Genomic DNA, 20,863 nt, shown 5'->3' with positions numbered 1-20,863 from the left:
AGTGTTGCTTCAATCATGTTGAGTATAAACATCGTGCAATGATTGGATTAATAAAATGAGTCCTATACAATATGGCCGCTTATAAGCGATATATTTTCTATTAACATCGTTTGCTCGCAAAAATATTTCTTGTTTTTCTCGTTAATTTTCAATCAAAAAAGGTGTAGTACGTGCAGAAATATTTAAATGAAGCGCGTAGTTTGCTCGCTTTAGGGATCCCTGTCGTCATCGCACAGTTTTCACAAACTGCGATGGGTTTCGTCGATACCGTCATGGCTGGTAAAGCTGGTGCTGTTGAAATGTCAGCGGTGGCGGTTGGCACATCAATTTGGCTGCCAACCATTCTGTTTGGCCAAGGTTTATTGCTCGCCTTGACGCCAATCGTGGCACACATGAATGGCTCTGGCCAGAGAAAAAATATTGCAGGTCAAATCCAGCAAGGGTTTTGGCTTGCTACCTTCCTCTCTATCTTGACCATCGCAATACTGTATAACAGCCGATTTATTATAGAAGCACAACATAACGTCGATCCTGTATTGGCACAAAAAGCCACGGAGTTTATCCATGCTATCATGTGGGGAGCGCCAGGTTATTTGTTTTATCAAGTTTTGCGGGGTCAATGTGAAGGATTATCGAAAACCAAACCCGCAATGGTCATAGGTCTTTCCGGACTACTGGTCAATATTCCCGTTAACTATATTTTTATTTACGGTAAATTTGGTGCACCTGCACTGGGAGGTGTCGGTTGTGGTGTTGCAACGGCAACCGTTTACTGGGTTATGTTCCTGTTGCTGCTTGCCTATGTGAAGCACTCGCCCTCCCAAAAAGATATCCCAACATTCAACAAATTTGTGGGTCCTGAATGGCATACGCAAAAACGTATTGCACTGCTTGGCCTGCCTATCGCTTTAGCGATGTTCTTTGAGGTTACTCTGTTTGCTGTCGTCTCGTTGTTGGTTTCTCCGCTCGGCGTTGTGGCTGTTGCAGGGCACCAGATATCACTCAACTTCAGCTCCATGATGTTTATGTTCCCGCTGTCATTGGGGATAGCTGCCACTATTCGCGTTGGCTACAACCTGGGCCAAAAATCAACAGAAGGCGCTAAGATATCCGCGTATACGAGTATTATTGTTGGCTTAATTATTGCCTGTATGACAGCGACCTTCACGGTACTGTTTAGCAAACACATTGCTTTTATGTACAACGATAATCCTGAGGTCGTTCTTCTTGCCTCCCACTTGATGTTGTTTGCTGCTATTTACCAACTTTCTGATGCGGTACAGGTCATTGGATCAGGAGTACTGCGCGGGTATAAAGATACACGGTCTATTTTCTTTATCACTTTTATTGCTTATTGGCTCTTAGGGCTGCCTAGTGGTTATATTCTGGCATTGACTGATTATGTCACTGAGCCGATGGGACCACAGGGTTTCTGGATTGGGTTTATTATCGGTTTAACCGCATCAGCATTCATGATGGGTTACCGCATTTTATGGACACAAAAACAGCCAGCCCATGATGTTTTGAAACGTTCTACTCGTTAATTCAATATATTAGGTTAATCAATGCGAGGGGAAAAAGCTGCGAATTCATGCTAAAAGACGTAAATGCGAGCAGTTGAACAAGAATTTGCATTTTTCCCCTTGCCAGAAGGCTCAGTGCCCGTTAATATTCGTCCCCGTTGTCAGCCACAGAAATTTAGATTGCGTCCGTAGCTCAGTTGGTTAGAGCACCACCTTGACATGGTGGGGGTCGGTGGTTCGAGTCCACTCGGACGCACCAAATATTCGGTTGGCAGAAAATAGAATCTTGATGTGCGTCCGTAGCTCAGTTGGTTAGAGCACCACCTTGACATGGTGGGGGTCGGTGGTTCGAGTCCACTCGGACGCACCATATCTAATTCATCGCTTCTCACCTTGCTTATACCTGCTACCTTTTTCCGATTTTCTTCATTCCAATACCCTTTTATACTGATGAGACTAGATTGTTATCCAGTCTACCTGTGTACTAAAAACTCAATTCCGTTTTATTTGCGCAACAACTTGATTTCTTTAATCATGAACCATGTCTATCTCCTCTTTTCTGTATGGAAATCCTTTCAAGCACTATTTTTTGATTCATTTCACAGAAATTAGTCTCTATAATACGCTTACGTCATAAGTTGAATGGTTTCAGCTAATTAATTTACCGAATCCAGAAAAAATTACAGATGATTAGTCGCACTCAATCCGTATATCTGCACATACCGAACTTCACGCTGAAAAACTATTTGACGCTTACTACTATTCATTTTCTATTGCTAGCTATTTTTCACTATGTTGCGCAACTCAGAACATCAGATGATGCGGGCATAAGTGTTAATGGCTAACGATTCACTCTTTTAATCCATTAAATCAGTAGATAGATTGTCATGAAAAAAACCAAAATTGTTTGTACTATCGGGCCAAAAACAGAATCCGAAGAGAAATTGACCGAACTGCTTAATGCTGGTATGAATGTGATGCGCCTGAACTTTTCTCACGGTGACTACGAAGAGCATGGTCAGCGCATTAAAAACATTCGCGCGGTCGTAGCAAAAACTGGCAAAAAAGCCGCAATCCTACTGGATACTAAGGGTCCTGAAATCCGCACCATGAAGCTGGAAGATGGCAATGACGTCTCCCTGACCGCAGGCCAAACTTTCACCTTTACAACAGATAAATCTGTTATTGGCAATCGAGAGCGTGTCGCTGTGACTTATGCCGGTTTGCCAGAAGATCTGAAACCAGGCAACACCCTATTGGTTGATGATGGTTTGATCGCCATGACAGTTAAAGAAACTACCGCAACTGAGGTCGTCTGCGACGTATTGAACAACGGTGACTTGGGGGAAAACAAAGGCGTTAACCTGCCAAATGTTTCTATCAACCTGCCTGCACTGGCAGAAAAAGATAAACAGGATTTGATCTTCGGTTGTGAGCAAGGCGTGGATTTCGTTGCAGCATCTTTTATCCGTAAACGTTCCGATGTACTGGAAATCCGTGAGCACCTGAAAGCTCATGGCGGCGAACACATCCAAATCATTTCTAAAATCGAAAACCAGGAAGGCCTGAATAACTTCGATGAAATTCTCGAAGCGTCTGACGGTATCATGGTTGCCCGTGGCGATCTGGGTGTTGAAATCCCGGTAGAAGAAGTTATCTTCGCGCAAAAAATGATGATCGAAAAATGTAATGCAGCTCGTAAGGTTGTTATCACTGCCACTCAGATGCTGGATTCAATGATCAAAAACCCACGCCCTACCCGCGCCGAAGCCGGCGATGTTGCCAACGCTATCTTAGACGGTACAGATGCGGTAATGCTTTCTGGTGAAAGTGCGAAAGGAAAATATCCTGTTGAAGCCGTTTCCATCATGGCAACAATCTGTGAACGTACAGATCGCGTTATGGGCAGCAAAATTGAACATACCAGGACTCAGAAGCTGCGCGTTACCGAAGCAGTGTGCCGTGGCGCGGTTGAAATTGCAGAAAAATTGGAATCTCCACTGATTGTGGTAGCAACTTATGGCGGTAAGTCTGCAAAATCTATCCGCAAGTATTTCCCTAATGCCTCAATCCTTGCATTGACAACGAATGAAATCACTGCCCGCCAATTGCTGTTGGTCAAAGGTGTTTCCACTCAGATTGTCAAAGAAATCGCCTCTACCGATGATTTTTATCGTATTGGTAAAGAAGCTGCATTGGCAAGTGGTATGGCACACAAAGGGGATATCGTTGTCATGGTATCCGGTGCATTAGTACCCAGTGGCACCACAAACACTTCCTCTGTTCACGTGCTATAAGATTAAATAAGCTAACTAACTGTGCTGTCTAAATTTGGGCAGTACTGGGATCATAAAGAAGCCTATATTTGTATTATGCAAATTGGGCTTCTTATATTTCTATGGTGCTCCATCATCATAGTGAGCGTTAAAAATTAATATTCTTCTTTCAAATTGTTGCTCAATACAAGAATATTTTACTATCTTCACTCAATTATACCAATCCAACTTCAAGGTGCGTGTTATATTTTTCCACGCAGCGGGGAAATATAAGGCCTCGCGTCGTCTTGCGGATTGCAGCTTGAAGTTTATCGAGTATATGTTTAAAGCTGCTGATCTTCTATATAACAATAATTCATGTTAATTTAACAATATTGATTCAATTATCCTTTTATTATTAAAATAATTAAACAGATAAGTCACTCTATTGTTTGTGCGGAATTTTTTTTCGTAGCAAAAATTTATTCTCTTTCTAAAATAGTTTGTGCAATACTTAGATGGCTACTTGGGGATTAACTTAATCTAGAGGGTAATGTGATGAATCGTACTAAAGTTGTATTTGGTGCAGTAATTCTGGCTTCTACTCTGTTAGCGGGTTGCTCAAGCGCAACTAAAGTTGAACAACTCGCCTCTCAGGTTCAAACTCTCGGTTCTAAAGTTGACCAGTTGAGCAGTGATCTCAGTTCTATTCGTTCTGATGTACAATCAGCCAGAGACGAAGCTGCTCGTGCGAATCAGCGCCTTGATAACCAAGTTCGTTCATACAAGAAATAATCTTTATAGTAGGTAGAAATTGTTGATAACAAATGGCGTACCACTGTACGCCATTTCTATTTTGGCCTGCCGCCCTATATTTCCCAATTTCTCAGGTTTCAGGTTGATAAATTGGCCTTGGTTGGTTTAACGGCGGTATTTTAGCTGGTTTAATTTCGGGACCGGCCACATCTTCAATTGACCTTAAAATCGCCTTTTCTGCCTGGCTATTTGTAGTCAGCTCTATATTTACCTGCACTGGCACTCCTGCACGACGAATAATAGCCTGATCAACAAGGAATTCATCTGTTTCACGATGATTAACGAACTCCACTAAACCTTCAGAACGCGGAACTGGCATTGTTTGCGGATCATCAGTCTCTTTATTAGAAAGTGGCTGATGAACTTCCACATAGCGCTTACCATCTGGCTCTATGGCATATTTCACTGGTTCATTCATGACTTGAACACGTGTTCCTCGTGGAACAGTCTGAAACAACGCTTCAATATCATCAGGTCGCAAACGAATACATCCTGAACTGACACGCATACCAATGCCAAAATTCGCATTTGTACCGTGGATCAGATATTCACCACGCCCGGCGGCCAAACGTAAGGCAAAATCGCCCATTGGATTATCTGAACCTGCAGGTATTACGGCAGGCAAAATAATTCCCCGACTAGCATAATCCTTGCGAATATTAACGGTTGGTGTCCATGTCGGGTTTTTGATCAACTGGCTGACTGACGTTGTCATAGTCGGCGTGTTACGCCCAAGTTGACCTATTCCAATAGGGTACACAACGACATAATTTTTCCCTTCGGGGAAATAATAGAGTCTGAGTTCGGCCAGATTGATAATAATTCCCCGGCGGGGAGTGTCTGGCAGCAGCATCTGTGATGGAATAATTAACTCAGTGCCAGGTTTAGGTAAATAGGGATCAACGCCAGGATTTGCTTCCAACATCGCCAATAATCCTATTTGGTATTTGGCCGCAATGAATTCTAACGGACGTCCGTCATCGGGCACAATATAGGCAGAGTTTTCGCCAATCAGACGGCTATTAGCAGGAGGCAATGGGTACTCGATAGCATGGGCGATATGAGTCAATCCACTTAACGACAACATGCCAATCAAGAACATGCCGATAACAGTTAAAAATCGCTTCATACGGGCTTCCTGAAAATGATGCTTGCATGTTTATGGTTAATTAATAGCCTACTTTGCAAAACTATTCTATCTTATTCGTAGTAATCAAAGCGGGATTGATATCGTCCGACTGTTCCCGCCAGCCAAATACTGACAGGAACAAAAACATAACAGGTAGGATAATTAAGATAAAACTGCCGTTGTCAGGCGAGACGTGCAGCATAATTGTTGCTGATCATTATAGATATCAATCTGCCAGACCTGATGTGAACGGCCAAGATGGACAGGTTTACAAATCCCTTTAACCATGCCTTCATGAACAGATTTAAGGTGGTTAGCATTAATCTCTACGCCCACCACTTTCTGTTCGCCTTCCGAGCAGAGATAACCGGCAATCGAGCCGAGTGTTTCAGCTAATACCACCGATGCCCCGCCATGCAAGATCCCGAAGGGTTGTTTAGTGCGTTGATCGACGGGCATTGTTCCTTCGATAAAATCATCACCAAGCTGGGTAAATTCGATCCCTACATGTCTTACCATACACTCACCATTAAATTGATTAAGTGTATTTACATCTATATTACGTTTCCAAATCACGACATTATCTCCAATAGGGCTTGTAATGGATGTTTAAGCAGTTTTCCTTCTATACGCTTCACCTGACTGCGACACGAATACCCGGTACTCAGACAATGTTCTAAGGATAGATTTCTCAGTGCTGGTGCCCATGAAAGATTGTAGATGCCAATGGATCTCTCCAGATTTTTCTTTTCATGGCCATATGTACCAGCCATACCACAACACCCAACATTGACATGATTCAATTGATGACCAAAATGGCAGAAGATATCAGCCCATTGTTTGCCGCTATTAGGCAATGCTGTCACTTCGGTACAGTGCCCAAGCAGATACCAGTCGTCTCTGAACATTGAACCCTCGTTTTTCGCTTGTGACATTTTTTCCGGCAAAATACTGATTAACCATTCATGTACCAACTGAACGTTAAAATCTCCCCTCCGTTCACCCAGAATCGCGTTATATTCATCCCGATAACACAGAACTAAAGCAGGATCGACACCTACCATAGGAATATTCAGGCGCGCTATTCGATTAAGAAAGTCAGCCGTTTTTCCTGCGGTTTTGGCAAATCGATGCAAGAATCCTTTAACGTGCTGTGCTTTTCCATTGGGTGAAAATGGCAGTAAAACAGGCTTATACCCCAACTTTTCTGCCAGCAATACAAAATCGGTGACCACTTTAGCATCGTAATAACTTGTAAAAGGATCCTGGACAATCAGCACATATTGGTCACGCTGTAATGATGACAAGCTTTCCAGCTGTTCCAGCGTTGTCCTTGCTGCATAATGACCCGCCAGTTGCTGTTGCAATGTCGGGTAGGAGAGTAACGGCAGATCGGCCATGCCAATGGTGTACTGGCTGATTTTTTGTACCCACGGTTGTTTCAGGAAAAAATTAAATACTCGCGGCGCTTTTGCCATCATTGGCGTGCTGGATTCAACATTAGCAACAATATGATCACGCAATGGGCGCAAGTAACGGCTGTGATAAAGCGCTAAAAAGCGGGAACGGAACGAAGGAACATCAATCTTGATCGGACATTGGGTTGAACAAGCTTTACAGGCTAAACAACCTGACATTGCCTCTTTGACCTCATGCGAAAAATCATACTCACCACGCCACGCTTGCCAACTATGGCGCGTCTTTTCTATCAGTCCCCGCAAACTGGGGCGCACTTGCTCCAGCCCCTGCTCCAGCAATTTGGGTTCAACCCCTTGTTCTGTCAAAAGCCGCAACCACTCTCTCACCAAGGTCGCCCTGCCTTTGGGAGAATGTATGCGATGCTGACTGATTTTCATTGACGGGCACATCGGGCTTCTGACATCGAAATTGAAGCATAATCCATTACCATTACATTCCATCGCGCCGCGAAATGCTCTCCTTACATTAACAGGAATGGTACGGTCGTAAGTCCCGCGCTTGGCTGCATCAACTTTCATCATAGGATCATCGACGCCAATGGGTGGACAGATTTTCCCCGGATTGAGTCGATTGAGTGGATCAAACACCGTCTTTATGCGGCGCAGTTCGTTATACAAAGCCTCACCAAAAAAGGCAGGGCTATATTCTGCCCGAAAACCCTTTCCATGTTCTCCCCATAACAAACCGCCATATTTGGCCGTCAAATGAACAACTTCATCAGAAATCTGTTTCATCAAGATTTCCTGCTGAGGATCACACATATCCAACGCAGGACGCACGTGCAAAACACCTGCATCTACATGCCCAAACATACCGTAATTCAGTTTGTGATTATCCAAAAGCTGGCGAAACTCAGAGATATAATCGGCAAGATGTTGAGGAGGAACACAGGTATCTTCGACAAAGGGAATGGGTTTAGCAGAACCTTTACTGTTGCCTAACAATCCGACGGATTTTTTCCGCATGGCATAAATGCGCTCAATATCCATCAAATCATGGCATATCTGATAGCCAATAATGCCCGCCTGATTTTTTTCCATCAATTCATCAAGGCGTAAGCAAAGCTCCTGCAACTGCTGATCAATTTTCTGTTCATCATTACCACTGAATTCGACAATATTCAGGCCTTGCATATCTTTATCAGGCACGTCAGTAATCAATTCTTTCACTGAATGCCAGATGATATCTTCGCGCGCCAGGTTCAGTACCTTAGAGTCTACCGTTTCAACCGAGAGTGCTTTGGCTTCGACCATAAAGGGAGCATTACGTAGGGCAGAATCAAAGGCGTTATATTTGACATTCACCAGTCGCCGGACTTTAGGTAACGGCGTGATATCCAGTGTCGCCTCGGTAATGAAGGCCAGAGTACCTTCAGAACCCGTCAAAATACGGGTGAGATCAAAAGACTGCATATCGTCGCTGAATACATGACGTAAATCGTATCCCGTCAGAAATCGATTGAGTTCAGGGAACTTCTCAATGATTAGTTTCCGTTGTTCACGGCAACGTTCCAATACCGTTTTATAAATACGACCCGCTATACTCTCTTCCTGAGCAATCGATTCCGCTAATGCTGTGCTCACAGGACGGGTATCTAACATTTCCCCTCCCAATAAAACCGCACGTATACCCAAGACATGATCCGAGGTTTTGCCATAAACCAACGATCCCTGACCGGAAGCATCCGTATTGATCATGCCGCCCAACGTAGCACGGTTACTGGTTGAAAGTTCTGGAGAGAAAAAATAACCGAAAGGTTTTAGATATTGATTAAGCTGATCTTTGATAACACCGGCTTCTACCCTTACCCATCCCTGCTCTGGGTTGATTTCCAGAATGCGGTTCATATAACGGGACATATCCACCACAATACCACGGTTAAGTGATTGCCCATTCGTGCCCGTTCCGCCGCCGCGGGGGGTAAAAGTCAGAGTCTTAAAACGCGCCTCTTCTGCTATTCTTGTCAGCAAAACAACATCGGCACTGGAACGAGGAAATACAACAGCTTGTGGTAACAGTTGATAAATACTATTATCTGTCGCCATGGTCAGCCTGTCGGCATAGCTACTGGCAGTGTCTCCGGTAAAACCCGCTTCTTTCAGTGTAATCAAATAGTTTTGAGCCAGTTCACTGACATGGGGGGCTTGTGATATACGTGGGATCATTGGCTAATTGCCCCTTATTCTAATAAATATCCACATTGCTTTATCTATATACTATCTTGGATAACGTCACTCAGACAATTTTCTGGTTTCTGAGCAGGTTTTCAACCATATCACAATATTTATCGATTTTGAGCAACCAATGAAATAACGTTATATTTAATTATCGTTGTTACTGCCAACACTATTTAATTACCTGAGAAATGATTTCATGGAAAAATCACAATCACACCAAGATTTACCTAAGTTGTTATTCGCTCTATTCTTCATTTTATTGCTCATTACCACCAGCTTTTGGGTCTTAAGTCCCTTTATTTTAGGATTTATTTGGTCAGGAATGGTGGTTATCGCAACCTGGCCATTCTTGGAGAAGTTACAACAACGGTTATGGGGAAAACGCTGGATTGCAGTTTCTATCATGACGTTACTGTTGGTTTTGTTATTTGTTATCCCTATTGCGTTACTTGTCAGCAGTTTGGTAGAAAACAGTGCGCCATTGATTGAGTGGGCAAAATCGCCTTCCTCGTTCCAACTTCCACAACTGGAATGGCTCAATCGAGTCCCTGTCATTGGCAAAGATTTATATCTTAAATGGCAGGATTTGATTGCTGATGGCAGTAACATGCTTCTCAACAAAATTCCCCCTTATATCGGTAAAGCAGCAACATGGTTTTTTACCCAAGCCGCTAATGCAGGACGCTTTCTTTTCCATCTGGTACTGATGGTCATGTTCAGTGTATTACTTTACTGGAAGGGTGATCAGGTGATGCTGAGTATCCGCCATTTTGCTATCCGGTTAGCAGATAAACGAGGTGATGCCGTAGTGTTGCTGGCTGCCCGATCGATCCGCGCCGTCGCTCTTGGCGTGGTGGTAACGGCATTGGTTCAAGCCATCGCGGGCGGAATTGGGTTGGCAATTGTCGGCATTCCGTATCCAATGATATTGACAGTACTCATGTTTGTATGCTGTGTTGCCCAGTTAGGGCCTCTGCTTGTTCTCGTTCCATCTATCGCATGGCTTTATTGGACGGGAGAAACAACCTGGGGAACAATTTTAATTATCTGGAGCCTGGTATTAACCACCATGGATGGTGTCCTGCGCCCTTTCCTGATCCGTCTTGGTGCTGACTTACCTATGGTATTAATTCTCACTGGTGTCATCGGCGGGATCCTGTCATTGGGTGTCATTGGGCTATTTATTGGGCCTGTTGTATTGGCTGTTTCTTACAGTTTACTATTGGCATGGATGAATGAAGTTCCTAAACCCGAAGGAAATATGACAGATATGGAAAAACATTTCGGGAAAAAGCACGTCAAATAATTAAATAATCGCGCGAAAATACTATCTTTTCGCGCGATTATAAAATTGATGGATATATCATCACCCCCCTAAAATATAAAATTATTTTTCGTAAAAATAAAACCCACCAAGAAAATTGTTGCAAAAAAAGTTATTTTCATAAAGTTTTTTCCTAATCTCTATTTATTAAGAGGATTCTTAATGAATAAACTCACCTATTAAATTAGTATTCAGTTCATCGAAACACATGTTTCCCAGAGTATTGCCGTCTCAGCTTATAACGCCATAGGCTGGGTTCAATGAAGTATATATATTGCTGTGTGTAGTCTTTGCCTGTCAGCCCATGATAGGCTTTTTTTTGCATTCCAAAAAACATGTAACACAGAATATAAAAGCCTGAAAGTATCTTAACAGGCTCTTATATTTATATTTGAATTAAATGCTATGAGTGATTTCCAGTTAATTATTTTCAGCCAACGCAATCCACGTTTTCACGACTGTATCAGGATTCAATGATAAACTGTCAATTCCTTCCTTCATTAACCATTGAGCAAAATCTTCATGATCCGAAGGCCCTTGTCCACAGATGCCAACATATTTCCCCTGCCGTTTAGCTGCCTGAATTGCCATAGAAAGTAATTGTTTCACCGCGTCATTACGTTCATCGAATAATTCGGATACCACACCAGAATCGCGATCTAATCCCAGAGCTAATTGCGTCATATCATTTGAGCCAATTGAGAAGCCGTCAAAATATTGAAGGAATTGCTCTGCTAACAACGCATTCGATGGAATTTCACACATCATGATAACTTTCAAGCCATTCTCACCGCGCTTCAAACCCTGAGATGCCAATTCCGCTATTACCGCTTCCGCTTGATCAACGGTACGCACAAACGGGATCATCACCTCAACGTTAGTTAATCCCATCACATTACGCACCCGCTTGATCGCCTCGCATTCCAAAGCAAAACATTGACGGAAGCTGTCAGAAACGTAGCGCCCTGCCCCACGGAAACCCAGCATTGGGTTTTCTTCATGGGGTTCATATCTGTTCCCCCCCACCAGATTCGCATATTCATTGGATTTGAAATCTGATAAGCGAACGATCACCCGTTTGGGCCAGAATGCTGCCGCTAGCGTTGCAACCCCTTCGGTTAATTTCCCTATATAAAACTCAATCGGATCATCATAACCCACCATCAACGAGTTAATTTGCTCTTGCAGCTCAGGAGACTGTTTGGAATATTCAAGCAGAGCACGAGGATGCACACCGATCATCCGGTTAATAATAAACTCCAGTCGAGCCAAGCCAATTCCTTCATTTGGCAAACAGGCGAAATCAAATGCGCGATCAGGATTGCCTATATTCATCATGATCTTCACATCCAATTCCGGCAGTTTATCAATTTGGGCACTCTGAACACTGAAATCTAGTTTATGCTGATAAACGTAACCTGTATCACCTTCCGAACAAGAAACCGTTACCTGTTGACCTTCCTGTAGACGTTCGGTCGCATCACCACAACCAACAACGGCAGGAATCCCCAGCTCACGAGCAATAATGGCGGCATGACAGGTACGTCCTCCACGATTAGTGACAAGGGCTGCGGCTCTTTTCATGACCGGTTCCCAATCCGGATCAGTCATGTCAGTAACCAATACATCCCCCACTTGAATGCGATCCATTTCACTCAGATTGTGGATAACTTTGACTGTTCCAACACCGATACGATGCCCAATTGCTCGACCTTCTACCAATACATTACCTTGCTCATTGAGTTGGTAACGTTCCATTACCTGCTGATTTGATCGAACAGTTTCAGGACGGGCTTGCACAATATATAACTTGCCATTATGCCCATCTTTCGCCCACTCGATATCCATCGGACGACCATAATGCTTCTCAATCAGCAAAGCCTGTCTAGCCAACGCTTCCACTTCACTGTCAGCCAAAGAGAAACGATTGCGCAACTCCTCTGATACAGCTTCCGTACGCACTTGCTTACCATGCTCTTTGCTATCTGCATAAACCATACGTATTTTTTTAGAGCCAAGATTACGACGCACTATTGCCGGGCGATTGTTCTTCAACGTCGGTTTGTGGACATAAAATTCATCAGGGTTTACTGCCCCCTGCACAACCATCTCCCCCAAACCATAAGCTGATGTAATGAACACAACCTGATCAAAACCTGATTCAGTATCAATCGTGAACATCACCCCAGACGAGGCCAAATCAGAACGCACCATGCGCTGTATACCCGCAGAAAGTGCAACACCACGGTGGTCATAACCTTGATGAACACGGTAAGAAATGGCACGATCATTAAAAAGTGATGCAAAGACATGCTTGATAGCCACCATCACCGCATCAATGCCCTGCACATTCAAGAAAGTTTCTTGCTGTCCAGCAAAAGATGCATCCGGCATATCTTCTGCGGTTGCAGAAGAACGCACGGCGAAAGAGGCATCAGGCTCGCCTTCAGACAATTGCAGATAGGCATCACGAATATCTTTTTCAAGTTGAGCCGTAAATGGCGTATCAATCACCCACTGACGGATCTGTGCGCCAGTTTTAGCCAACTGATTGACATCGTCAACATTGGTTTCATCCAGCAATTGATAAATACGCTGGTTCACACCACTTTGTTCCAGAAAATCATTAAATGCCTGTGCAGTTGTCGCAAAACCATTGGGAACAGACACGCCAAGTTCAGCCAGATTGGTGATCATCTCGCCAAGCGAGGCGTTTTTACCACCAACCCGATTAACGTCATCCATGCCTAATTGGTTATACCAGAGCACATTGCTTGGGGTGAGGCCACTATTGGACATTAGAAACTATCCTTTTTTACATTCGGAGGTACAAATCGGAAAATTAAAGATGCACTTCACAGCAGAAAATAGCCTAGCACATTGTCTTGCCAGATATAGAAAGGTGAATCGATCAACCCAACAATATTATTTTTTTACGGGTATACTTCTGGAAAAAATCCTAAGCAACTGTCTTGAAAGCGATTTTATGGCGTTATCTGATGATACGAATTATTCCATTCTTCATTTTTTCTAATCATCACATTCAAGATGGTCAGCAGCTTGCGCTTGCGCATACAAGCCACAAGAGTGAAGTGGTCAATAAAAATTGGTCACTGACTTAGAGGCTTCCCAAAATAATCTTTCTGATTCATTGGGGGTTAATCCGTTGTTATACCAGTGAGGGCGAAGCTGACTGTAATAACCTGTTATATACTGGGTGATTGAATATCTGGCTGCCATAAAATTTGCATATCCCTCTAAAGGCACCCATTCGCTTTTCAAGCTCCTGAAAAACCGCTCCATTGGGCTGTTATCCCAACAGTTTCCCCGTCGGCTCAGGCTTTGTTTGATACCGTATTGCTGTAATAATCGCCTAAATGCTTTGCTGGTATACTGGCATCCCTGATCGCTGTGAAACATCACACCTTGTGGCTTTCCTCTTGATTCAAATGCCATTGTTAAGGCTTTCTTCGTTAACTCAGCGTCGGGCGAAAATGACATCGCACAACCGACGGGTTTACGCGCAAATAAGTCGAGAACCACCGCTAAATACGCCCAACGTTGACCTGTCCAGATGTAAGTGATGTCACCACACCAAACCTGATTAGGTTCCGTAACAGCAAATTGGCGGTCAAGATGGTTTGGAATATCAACATGTTCCTGCTCCTTTCGTGAATACCGATGTTTGGGTTGTTGACGACTGACCAGCCCGAGTTCAGCCATGAGTTTTCCGGCCCGCCATCGGCCTAATGGGATCCCCTCACGGGTAACTATCGAGGCAATCGTTCGTGCTCCGGCAGAACCGTGACTTTTGTTAAAGGCTTCACGAACCCGGCTTTTTAGCGTTACGCGAGCAGAGTCTGGCCGCTTGATTCGCTTGTGCCAGGCCTGATAACTACTGCGATGAACCCCGAACAGTTGGCAAAGAGAAGCCACCGGATAATGCACTCTGAATTGCTCGATTAACGAGAACTGTTCATGTAGTCCGACATCAAGAGTGCTGAGGCTTTTTTTTAATACATCGTTTTCCATTTCAAGGCGTTGCAGTTTCTTCTTCAGTTCGCGTATTTCAATTTGCTCCGGCGTGATGGGTGAGGCTTTGGGTGATTGGCCTTGTCGCTCCTGTTTTAACTGGCGAACCCAAGATTCCATTGCCGATTTACTCACATTCATCGCCTTCGCCGCTTCTCTTATGCTGTAATGCTGGTCAAGGACTAGCGGGGCAGATTCCAGTTTAAATTCGGGGCTGAAACGTCTTTTCATCATGTCACCTATTTTGCGTGTTGAAGTGAGAATATCACCTCTATAACGGTGACCAAAATCATTGGACCACATCAGAGCCACTTTTTTGGCCTTACCCGCCGCCAGCAGGCGGTTGTAAAACGTCTTGATTACCGGGTTAAAACGGGTTGCCACGAGTGTGGCCATATACAACGCTGTCCGAACCCCAGCGCGCCCGCCAAAGATGGTTCGTCGACCCCGCATAGTTCCCGAGTCACGGTTAACAGGAGCAACGCCAACAAGTGCACTGATTTCCCGACGCGAGAGCTTGCCCAGTTCAGGGACTTCTGCCAGCAGGGCTGCTGTTGTCATTGCCCCAATGCCCTTGATGGCGCTGAGCCGGTCAGCCAGTTCCTTAAAATGAATCTGGATATGTTTATTCATATCTTCATCGATCCGCGCCAGCTCAGCTTCCAGTGCTTTAATGACAGTGTTGATGCTCTTTCTGCTCTGAGGATGCGCAGGATGTAGGCGATTACGCTCAGCAACCAGCATCGTAATCAACTGCCGTCTGCGCACCACCATGGCAGAAAGAATCTGACGTTCCGCATCTGGCAGCGCCCGAATAAACCGTTCTCGTTCGGGATGACGGTTTATCACTTCTGCCATCTGAGTCAGGACCTTGGCGTCAATGCGGTCAGTCTTTGCCAGATATCCCATGGCCCGGGCAAAATCTCGCGCTTGCCTGGGATTAATAACAACGACATCAAACCCTTCGGCCTGAAGCGAGCAGGCAACAGCAGATTCCAGTCCACCGGTGGCTTCCATCAGAATCAGGGACACGAGATGTTGCTTCAGTACGGACACAATGGCATCAAAACCATCAGGATCATTACTGGCGGTGAATGCCTCTACGCCAGTACTCACGGCGATATCTAATGAGGCTTTGGAAACATCGATGCCCACACAAAGTGGATTTGGCTGACTCATATTACCCTGCCTTGCAAATACGTTATGGATGACGGACAACTGTTCGGGTTTCAGATGAGTGGCTCAGTGTATGCGTCAATAGCTTTAAAACGGGCTTAAAACCCCAGGGCAACTCAGACTGCGTACACTGTGCCAAATCTAATCGTATTTATTTTAACCTACTTTTAAGATACAAGGGAATCTGATGATAGATGAAACCGGTGTGTTAACCGGGGTTACGTTGACTCCCGCCAGTGTCAGTGAACGTGAAGCCGCCTGGGATTTAGCCGCCCCGATAAAAGGGTATCTACTCGGTGATAAAGGCTATTTAGGCATTGAATTTAAACAGGAAATGAAGAAGCATGGCATTGAGATGATTACGCCGATGCGTGCCAATATGGATGATCCTCTTCCCAAGGAAACGAGAAGTATGATCAATGCCAAACGCCGTTTAATTGAAACCGTGATTGGTCAACTCGCTGGACAATTTGCTATCGAGAAGTGCTGGGCACGGGATTTGTGGCATTTGAGTAATCGAATTGCCAGAAAACTGCTTTCTCACACGTTGGGTATTTTTGCCAATGTTAAACAAGGTAAAAGTCAACGCGACTGGCTTCAACAAGCCAACGTTATAGGATGTTAAAGTCGAGCATCGCGTTAGATACACATCTCAAATGTCGTTTTCACGCTCAATGAAAGTTCCTATGACTTTATCGTGCATTGCTTCCGATTTGGAAAAACAAAGGGTTTTTCGATTCAATCGCTTGATTCGCGTTCGCGGATTCAGATTAGCACGCTCTATACGCTGAGTGAATTGTTTACCAACCAGATGTTTTTCTTCAGGAAGTACCTGGTAAGGAGAATAATTATCCGTACAGAACAACCGAATGTTAAAGGTGGACAGTAATTTTAGAAGTTTATGTCATGTGGCGGTACTGCGGTCACCAAAAACGTGGGCGACAACCCGTTTTAGACGAGGCTCCCAAGCGTACCAGAGCCAGCGTTGATTTTTCTTGTTACCGACATAAGACCATTGTTCATCAACTTCGCAAATGAGTTCGATATCACGCCGAAGCGTAGTCACATTTCGGGGAGCGAGTTTTTAAGCGTTTTCATGACGGTGGCTGTGGCAATTTTCAATACACGGGCGGTGTCGCGAATGCCGCTGTTATTCATCGCCATATCAACAACTTGCTCTTTCACTCCGGGGTTGCAGGCACGGTAGCTATATTTCAGTTGAAAGGTTTTTCGACAGGCATAGCAAGGGTAACGGGGATGACCGGCACTTCCTTTTACCTCTTCTGATTTGTGACAATAACGACAACAAACATCAATCTTAGCCATATTTCACCACTAAAAAGCGCGAAGTTTATCACAGTAACTAATTAACCCGAATTCTGGATAAGAAATTGACGAGAAGCCTGTTCCGGGAGCAAAGTTTTGGTGCACACCAAAAACCGCTCCGAGGTGGAACAGGCTATGGACAAGTTAGTTGAAGTTTTCTGTGATGTCGATGATTTTTGCCGTTTTTTCATCCCTCAATGGGAACAATTTTGTCTCGATAGCGGGCATCGTTTACGCCGCCGACAAGGTCATATGTATCCCAGTGAAATCATGACCCTTTTGATCCTTTTTCATCTGTCGCATTACCGTGATTTTAAACATTTTTATCTAGAGCATATTTGGAAATATCACCATAAGGATTTTCCAACCTTGCTCAGCTATCCTCGCTTTGTCAGTGTGGCTTCTTCCGTTCTGGTGCCACTATGCAGCTATCTGACTCAATTAAAAGGGAAACCCACAGGCATTGCTTTTATTGATTCCATCAGTTTGAGTGTCTGCCATAACATTCGCATCCCTCGACATAAGGTCTTTGCGGGAATAGCAAAGCGCGGAAAAAATTCAATGGGTTGGTTTTACGGTTTCAAATTACACTTGGTTGTCAATCATCAGGGGGAAATTCTAGCGCTTAAAGTGACTGCGGGAAATGTGGATGATCGGGAACCTGTTCATGAATTATCAAAAGAATTAATAGGTTCTCTTTACGGTGACAAAGGTTATCTCAGCCAGGAATTGGCGGACGATTTAGCCAAAACCGATGTCACTTTCATCACGAAAAAACGGCGCAACATGAAAGCGTGCATGCAAGCTGAGTGGGATAAAATAATGTTAAAAAAGCGTTTTATTATTGAAACGATTAATGGGCAATTAAAATTGATTTCTCAGATAGAGCATTCGCGTCACCGAAGTCTAAGAGGATTTATGTTGACCGTTTTAGGTGGACTGATTGCTTACTGCCTTAAATTGAAGAAACCATCACTGAAAGTTTTCTACTTAGAAGAAGATGTTCCAATGATGGCTTAAGCAGAATTCGGGTTAACTATAGGGATTCCTTGAGGTTAAGGAGTCCTATTGCCGTAGTCCTCAGTTTGGGAGGCTCCCCGATGATTTCGGGTCAGTTACCTAACCCATTGATAAACATTCAAACGCCATATTTGGCGTCTGCTCATAGTTTGAGCGTCGATAATATTGAGATGTTCCGGGGGGCAAAATGACGGCCTCGGATAAATCAATGAGTTACAGTGATAGCTTGAAAAGTAAGCAGACGGCATATTTACAGTCTGGTGATCATTGATTCCGACGAAAAACATCGTCAGTCACTGAGTTACATTAAGTAACCCTGTGAGGGTAAAAGGTATAGAGGAAATCACCATACCTAAAGTGGGATATCCCACCTTGAAGATGGTTGGAATTTCAACCATGAATCAGATTTGAGCCATCTACGACAACTATAGGGATTTCTTCTATAGTTGAATGGCTGCTGATTTTTCCGATTTCAAATTGGGAAATCGTTAACTTAGAGATTAAAGAGTAGATATCTGGTTTTTAGCATTTCGTGTTATATTTGTACTGTTTCTTTGTGTTCGACTCCTGAGTTAGCGGAAAATGGAGGAGTCGAACAAGGGCCGATAAATTTTGCTCAACTATCCGTTTTTTCTCACCAAATTTTTCTGTGTATAGCACTGTGTGTATTTTTGTTTTTATATTTTTGTTTTAAATCAATAAATTGATATTGTTGTTCGAATCTCTCCTCAACTGCCAGAAGATAGTCACCTTCCTGCTGCACAATTTGTTCCGCAATCTTCGTTTGGCATCCCATCGCATCAATTGTTATCAGGCAATCTGTGATATCCAGCAAGCGGAGTAATTTTGGGATCGCAGTGATTTCATTGGACTTTTTGTCTGTCTTCAGTTGTCCCATCACTACGCCGTTCTGGGTGGCAAACGCACTCACCATGTGGAACATCGACTGCCGATTCTTGCCATCATAAGTTCCCCGCAACGTTTTTCCGTCAATGGCGATAATTTTCCCTTCTGAGCGTTCGTTAACCCATTGAACCCAATGAATAAAACAGTGCTGAAACTCAACGGGATTGAGCCGAGAAATCAGGCGAGCGATAGCATCATGTCCCGGTATTCCATTAGGAAAAAGGGTTTTTTTCTTGATACCAGTCCAGGTACGTTTCGCCGAAATCTTCAATATCTTCCCATCCTTCTGCACCGGCGATGATGGCTGTAATCGACAAAAAAAGGACATCAAACAAAGGATAATTGATCTTAGACGACTGGCGGGGGTCTGTTAATGTACTAAAATACCGAGAAAAAGCATCGATTCTCATAAGAATACTTCCCGAAAAAAGAAGTATGAAATTATATTTTTTCTTATTCGTCAAACCTGAAATTTTTTAACAAAAAGTTCACGCTCTCGCCCTGATAGATAAATGGATTGTGGAAAGCGGTAATAAGTTGCATCAAGGCATGAGGTGTTTTTTCATGTGCAACTCCATTAATACCATACTGTCCTAATCGTTCTATGGCATCATCATAGGTTAAAGCTAATGTACTGCCGTTGAGATCAGTAAGAATATGTTCAAGGCTTTGATTAGCTCGTCTCGCGACGATAAATTCTTTTTCCTTGGCTAAACGACGCGTCAATCGTCCATTCTGAAATTATCATCCGGATTCGGTTCAAAATGATGCTCCAGAGAGGCCTTTATCATCTCATCCGTTAATTGGCCCACCGTGGCACAAAAATAGCCTCTACTCCAAAAATGTTGACCCCAGTATCGTTTTTTCAGATGCGGAAACTCTTCAAACAACTTACTCGCTGTCCTTCCCTTCAGTCTCCTCATGATTTCTGAGGGCGTTAATGTCGGGGGGGCTACTCACCAGTATGCGAATATGGTCTTTGCTCACTACGCCCTTTAATATCCTGATTTCAAACGTTTCACATGTCTGACGGACTAACTCCCGTACCCGTGTAGCCACTTCACCTATCAGCACTTTGTACCTATATTTTGTTACCCACACAAAATGATATTCAATCTGAAATACTGTGTGGCTGCCGTATCTGTAATCCATATTACACCTCCGGTACAACACAGTATTGCAGCTAAAGCTGACCGACTAAAGTCGGTGGTTTTAACCTTTCATATGGAAGAATAAAATGTTCGCACAGAGAATAAGTGCTGTAGCCATCCCTGCTGCCCAGTACAGTCCCATACCACATAATTCCCCTATTCCCGCTGAACACCATAATGTCGCTGCTGTATTTAAACCACGGATGCTCATTCCCTGACGCATAATCACACCAGCACCAAGAAAACCAACTCCAGAGATAATTTGTGCAGCAATACGATCAGGGTTTCCCTCAGAGACGCTCATTGCAGTAACCATGAAAAGTGCAGCACCTGTTGATACCAAGGCGTTGGTTCTTAATCCCGCCATACGTTGGCGCCATTGACGTTCAGCTCCAATCAAGGCCCCAAAACACAGCGCAGACAGTAAGTGCATTGCAATAGATGTTAACAACATGGCATTCTCCATAACATCAAATGGATAAAGATACTCTAAGTTCCTCAAGTTATTGATTGTGAACTTGATTGATTAGCCCAAACTTGAAATCTGTC

General features: G+C 43.8%; 11 protein-coding genes, 2 tRNA genes and 6 pseudogenes. 8 read left to right on the top strand and 11 right to left on the bottom strand.

The window, feature by feature from the left end:
* The first annotated feature begins 170 nt into the window (after nucleotides 1-170).
* From PXH59_RS04585 to PXH59_RS04565, 5 genes are all read left to right on the top strand, one after another.
* Nucleotides 171-1,544 carry an MATE family efflux transporter gene (locus tag PXH59_RS04585; RefSeq protein WP_047770173.1) on the top strand — a complete coding sequence of 458 codons (1,374 nt, stop codon included), beginning with the start codon at nucleotides 171-173 and terminating at the stop codon, nucleotides 1,542-1,544.
* A 161-nt stretch (nucleotides 1,545-1,705) separates the two neighbouring features.
* Nucleotides 1,706-1,782, top strand: a tRNA-Val gene (locus PXH59_RS04580).
* Between the two features lie 34 nt (nucleotides 1,783-1,816).
* Nucleotides 1,817-1,893 (top strand) — tRNA-Val (locus PXH59_RS04575).
* A gap of 517 nt (nucleotides 1,894-2,410) precedes the next feature.
* Entirely contained in the window at nucleotides 2,411-3,820 is a 1,410-nt protein-coding gene (gene pykF / locus PXH59_RS04570) for a pyruvate kinase PykF (RefSeq protein WP_047770171.1), read from the top strand.
* Nucleotides 3,821-4,336: 516 nt separating this feature from the next.
* Nucleotides 4,337-4,573, top strand: coding sequence for a major outer membrane lipoprotein (locus PXH59_RS04565; RefSeq protein ID WP_047770169.1), 237 nt, complete (start codon nucleotides 4,337-4,339; stop codon nucleotides 4,571-4,573).
* Nucleotides 4,574-4,664: 91 nt separating this feature from the next.
* On the opposite strand, the gene PXH59_RS04560 is transcribed toward PXH59_RS04565, so the two are convergent.
* The 3 genes from PXH59_RS04560 to ydiJ all read right to left on the bottom strand — a co-directional run bounded on the left by PXH59_RS04560 (nucleotide 4,665) and on the right by ydiJ (nucleotide 9,367).
* Nucleotides 4,665-5,723 (bottom strand): L,D-transpeptidase family protein, encoded by a 1,059-nt coding sequence (locus PXH59_RS04560; protein ID WP_285810535.1) that lies wholly within the window; start codon nucleotides 5,721-5,723, stop codon nucleotides 4,665-4,667.
* A gap of 162 nt (nucleotides 5,724-5,885) precedes the next feature.
* On the bottom strand, nucleotides 5,886-6,299 hold the full coding sequence (locus PXH59_RS04555; protein WP_047770165.1) for a hotdog fold thioesterase: 414 nt from the start codon (nucleotides 6,297-6,299) through the stop codon (nucleotides 5,886-5,888).
* Nucleotides 6,296-9,367 carry a D-2-hydroxyglutarate dehydrogenase YdiJ gene (gene ydiJ, locus PXH59_RS04550; RefSeq protein ID WP_285810534.1) on the bottom strand — a complete coding sequence of 1,024 codons (3,072 nt, stop codon included), beginning with the start codon at nucleotides 9,365-9,367 and terminating at the stop codon, nucleotides 6,296-6,298. Before ydiJ ends, PXH59_RS04555 begins: the two co-directional genes overlap by 4 nt.
* Before the next feature lie 208 nt (nucleotides 9,368-9,575).
* Here ydiJ and ydiK point away from each other — a divergent pair, with 208 nt between their 5' ends.
* Nucleotides 9,576-10,685, top strand: coding sequence for an AI-2E family transporter YdiK (gene ydiK / locus PXH59_RS04545; protein ID WP_047770161.1), 1,110 nt, complete (start codon nucleotides 9,576-9,578; stop codon nucleotides 10,683-10,685).
* Nucleotides 10,686-11,123: 438 nt separating this feature from the next.
* Here ydiK and ppsA read toward each other — a convergent pair whose 3' ends face one another.
* The 3 genes and pseudogenes from ppsA to PXH59_RS04530 all read right to left on the bottom strand — a co-directional run.
* Nucleotides 11,124-13,502, bottom strand: coding sequence for a phosphoenolpyruvate synthase (gene ppsA, locus PXH59_RS04540; protein WP_285810533.1), 2,379 nt, complete (start codon nucleotides 13,500-13,502; stop codon nucleotides 11,124-11,126).
* Nucleotides 13,503-13,799: 297 nt separating this feature from the next.
* Nucleotides 13,800-14,969 carry an IS3 family transposase gene (locus PXH59_RS04535; RefSeq protein ID WP_285811629.1) on the bottom strand — a complete coding sequence of 390 codons (1,170 nt, stop codon included), beginning with the start codon at nucleotides 14,967-14,969 and terminating at the stop codon, nucleotides 13,800-13,802.
* 66 nt (nucleotides 14,970-15,035) lie between these two features.
* Nucleotides 15,036-15,914, bottom strand: a pseudogene (locus tag PXH59_RS04530) (IS110 family RNA-guided transposase); the annotation flags it as partial.
* 104 nt (nucleotides 15,915-16,018) lie between these two features.
* On the opposite strand from PXH59_RS04530, the pseudogene PXH59_RS04525 reads away from it, so the two are divergent.
* Nucleotides 16,019-16,536 (top strand): annotated as a pseudogene (locus PXH59_RS04525) (transposase); the annotation flags it as partial.
* 27 nt (nucleotides 16,537-16,563) lie between these two features.
* Here the strand turns inward: PXH59_RS04525 and PXH59_RS04520 are convergent.
* Nucleotides 16,564-17,237 (bottom strand): annotated as a pseudogene (locus PXH59_RS04520) (IS1 family transposase).
* 135 nt (nucleotides 17,238-17,372) lie between these two features.
* Between PXH59_RS04520 and PXH59_RS04515 the strand changes: the two are divergent.
* Nucleotides 17,373-18,257, top strand: coding sequence for an IS982 family transposase (locus PXH59_RS04515; RefSeq protein ID WP_285810531.1), 885 nt, complete (start codon nucleotides 17,373-17,375; stop codon nucleotides 18,255-18,257).
* A 727-nt stretch (nucleotides 18,258-18,984) separates the two neighbouring features.
* On the opposite strand, the pseudogene PXH59_RS04510 reads toward PXH59_RS04515, so the two are convergent.
* From PXH59_RS04510 to PXH59_RS04495, 4 genes and pseudogenes are all read right to left on the bottom strand, one after another.
* Nucleotides 18,985-19,573 (bottom strand): annotated as a pseudogene (locus PXH59_RS04510) (ISAs1 family transposase); the annotation flags it as partial.
* A 43-nt stretch (nucleotides 19,574-19,616) separates the two neighbouring features.
* On the bottom strand, nucleotides 19,617-19,889 hold the full coding sequence (locus PXH59_RS04505) for a cation-transporting P-type ATPase (RefSeq protein ID WP_285810530.1): 273 nt from the start codon (nucleotides 19,887-19,889) through the stop codon (nucleotides 19,617-19,619).
* Nucleotides 19,886-20,315, bottom strand: a pseudogene (gene tnpA / locus PXH59_RS04500) (IS200/IS605 family transposase). Before tnpA ends, PXH59_RS04505 begins: the two are co-directional and overlap by 4 nt.
* 81 nt (nucleotides 20,316-20,396) lie before the next feature.
* Nucleotides 20,397-20,768 (bottom strand): annotated as a pseudogene (locus tag PXH59_RS04495) (MgtC/SapB family protein); the annotation flags it as partial.
* Between the last annotated feature and the right edge of the window lie 95 nt (nucleotides 20,769-20,863).

The organism is Xenorhabdus bakwenae, from assembly GCF_030272115.1.
Lineage (GTDB): Bacteria > Pseudomonadota > Gammaproteobacteria > Enterobacterales > Enterobacteriaceae > Xenorhabdus > Xenorhabdus bakwenae.
This window is presented reverse-complemented; position numbering and strand designations above follow the sequence as displayed.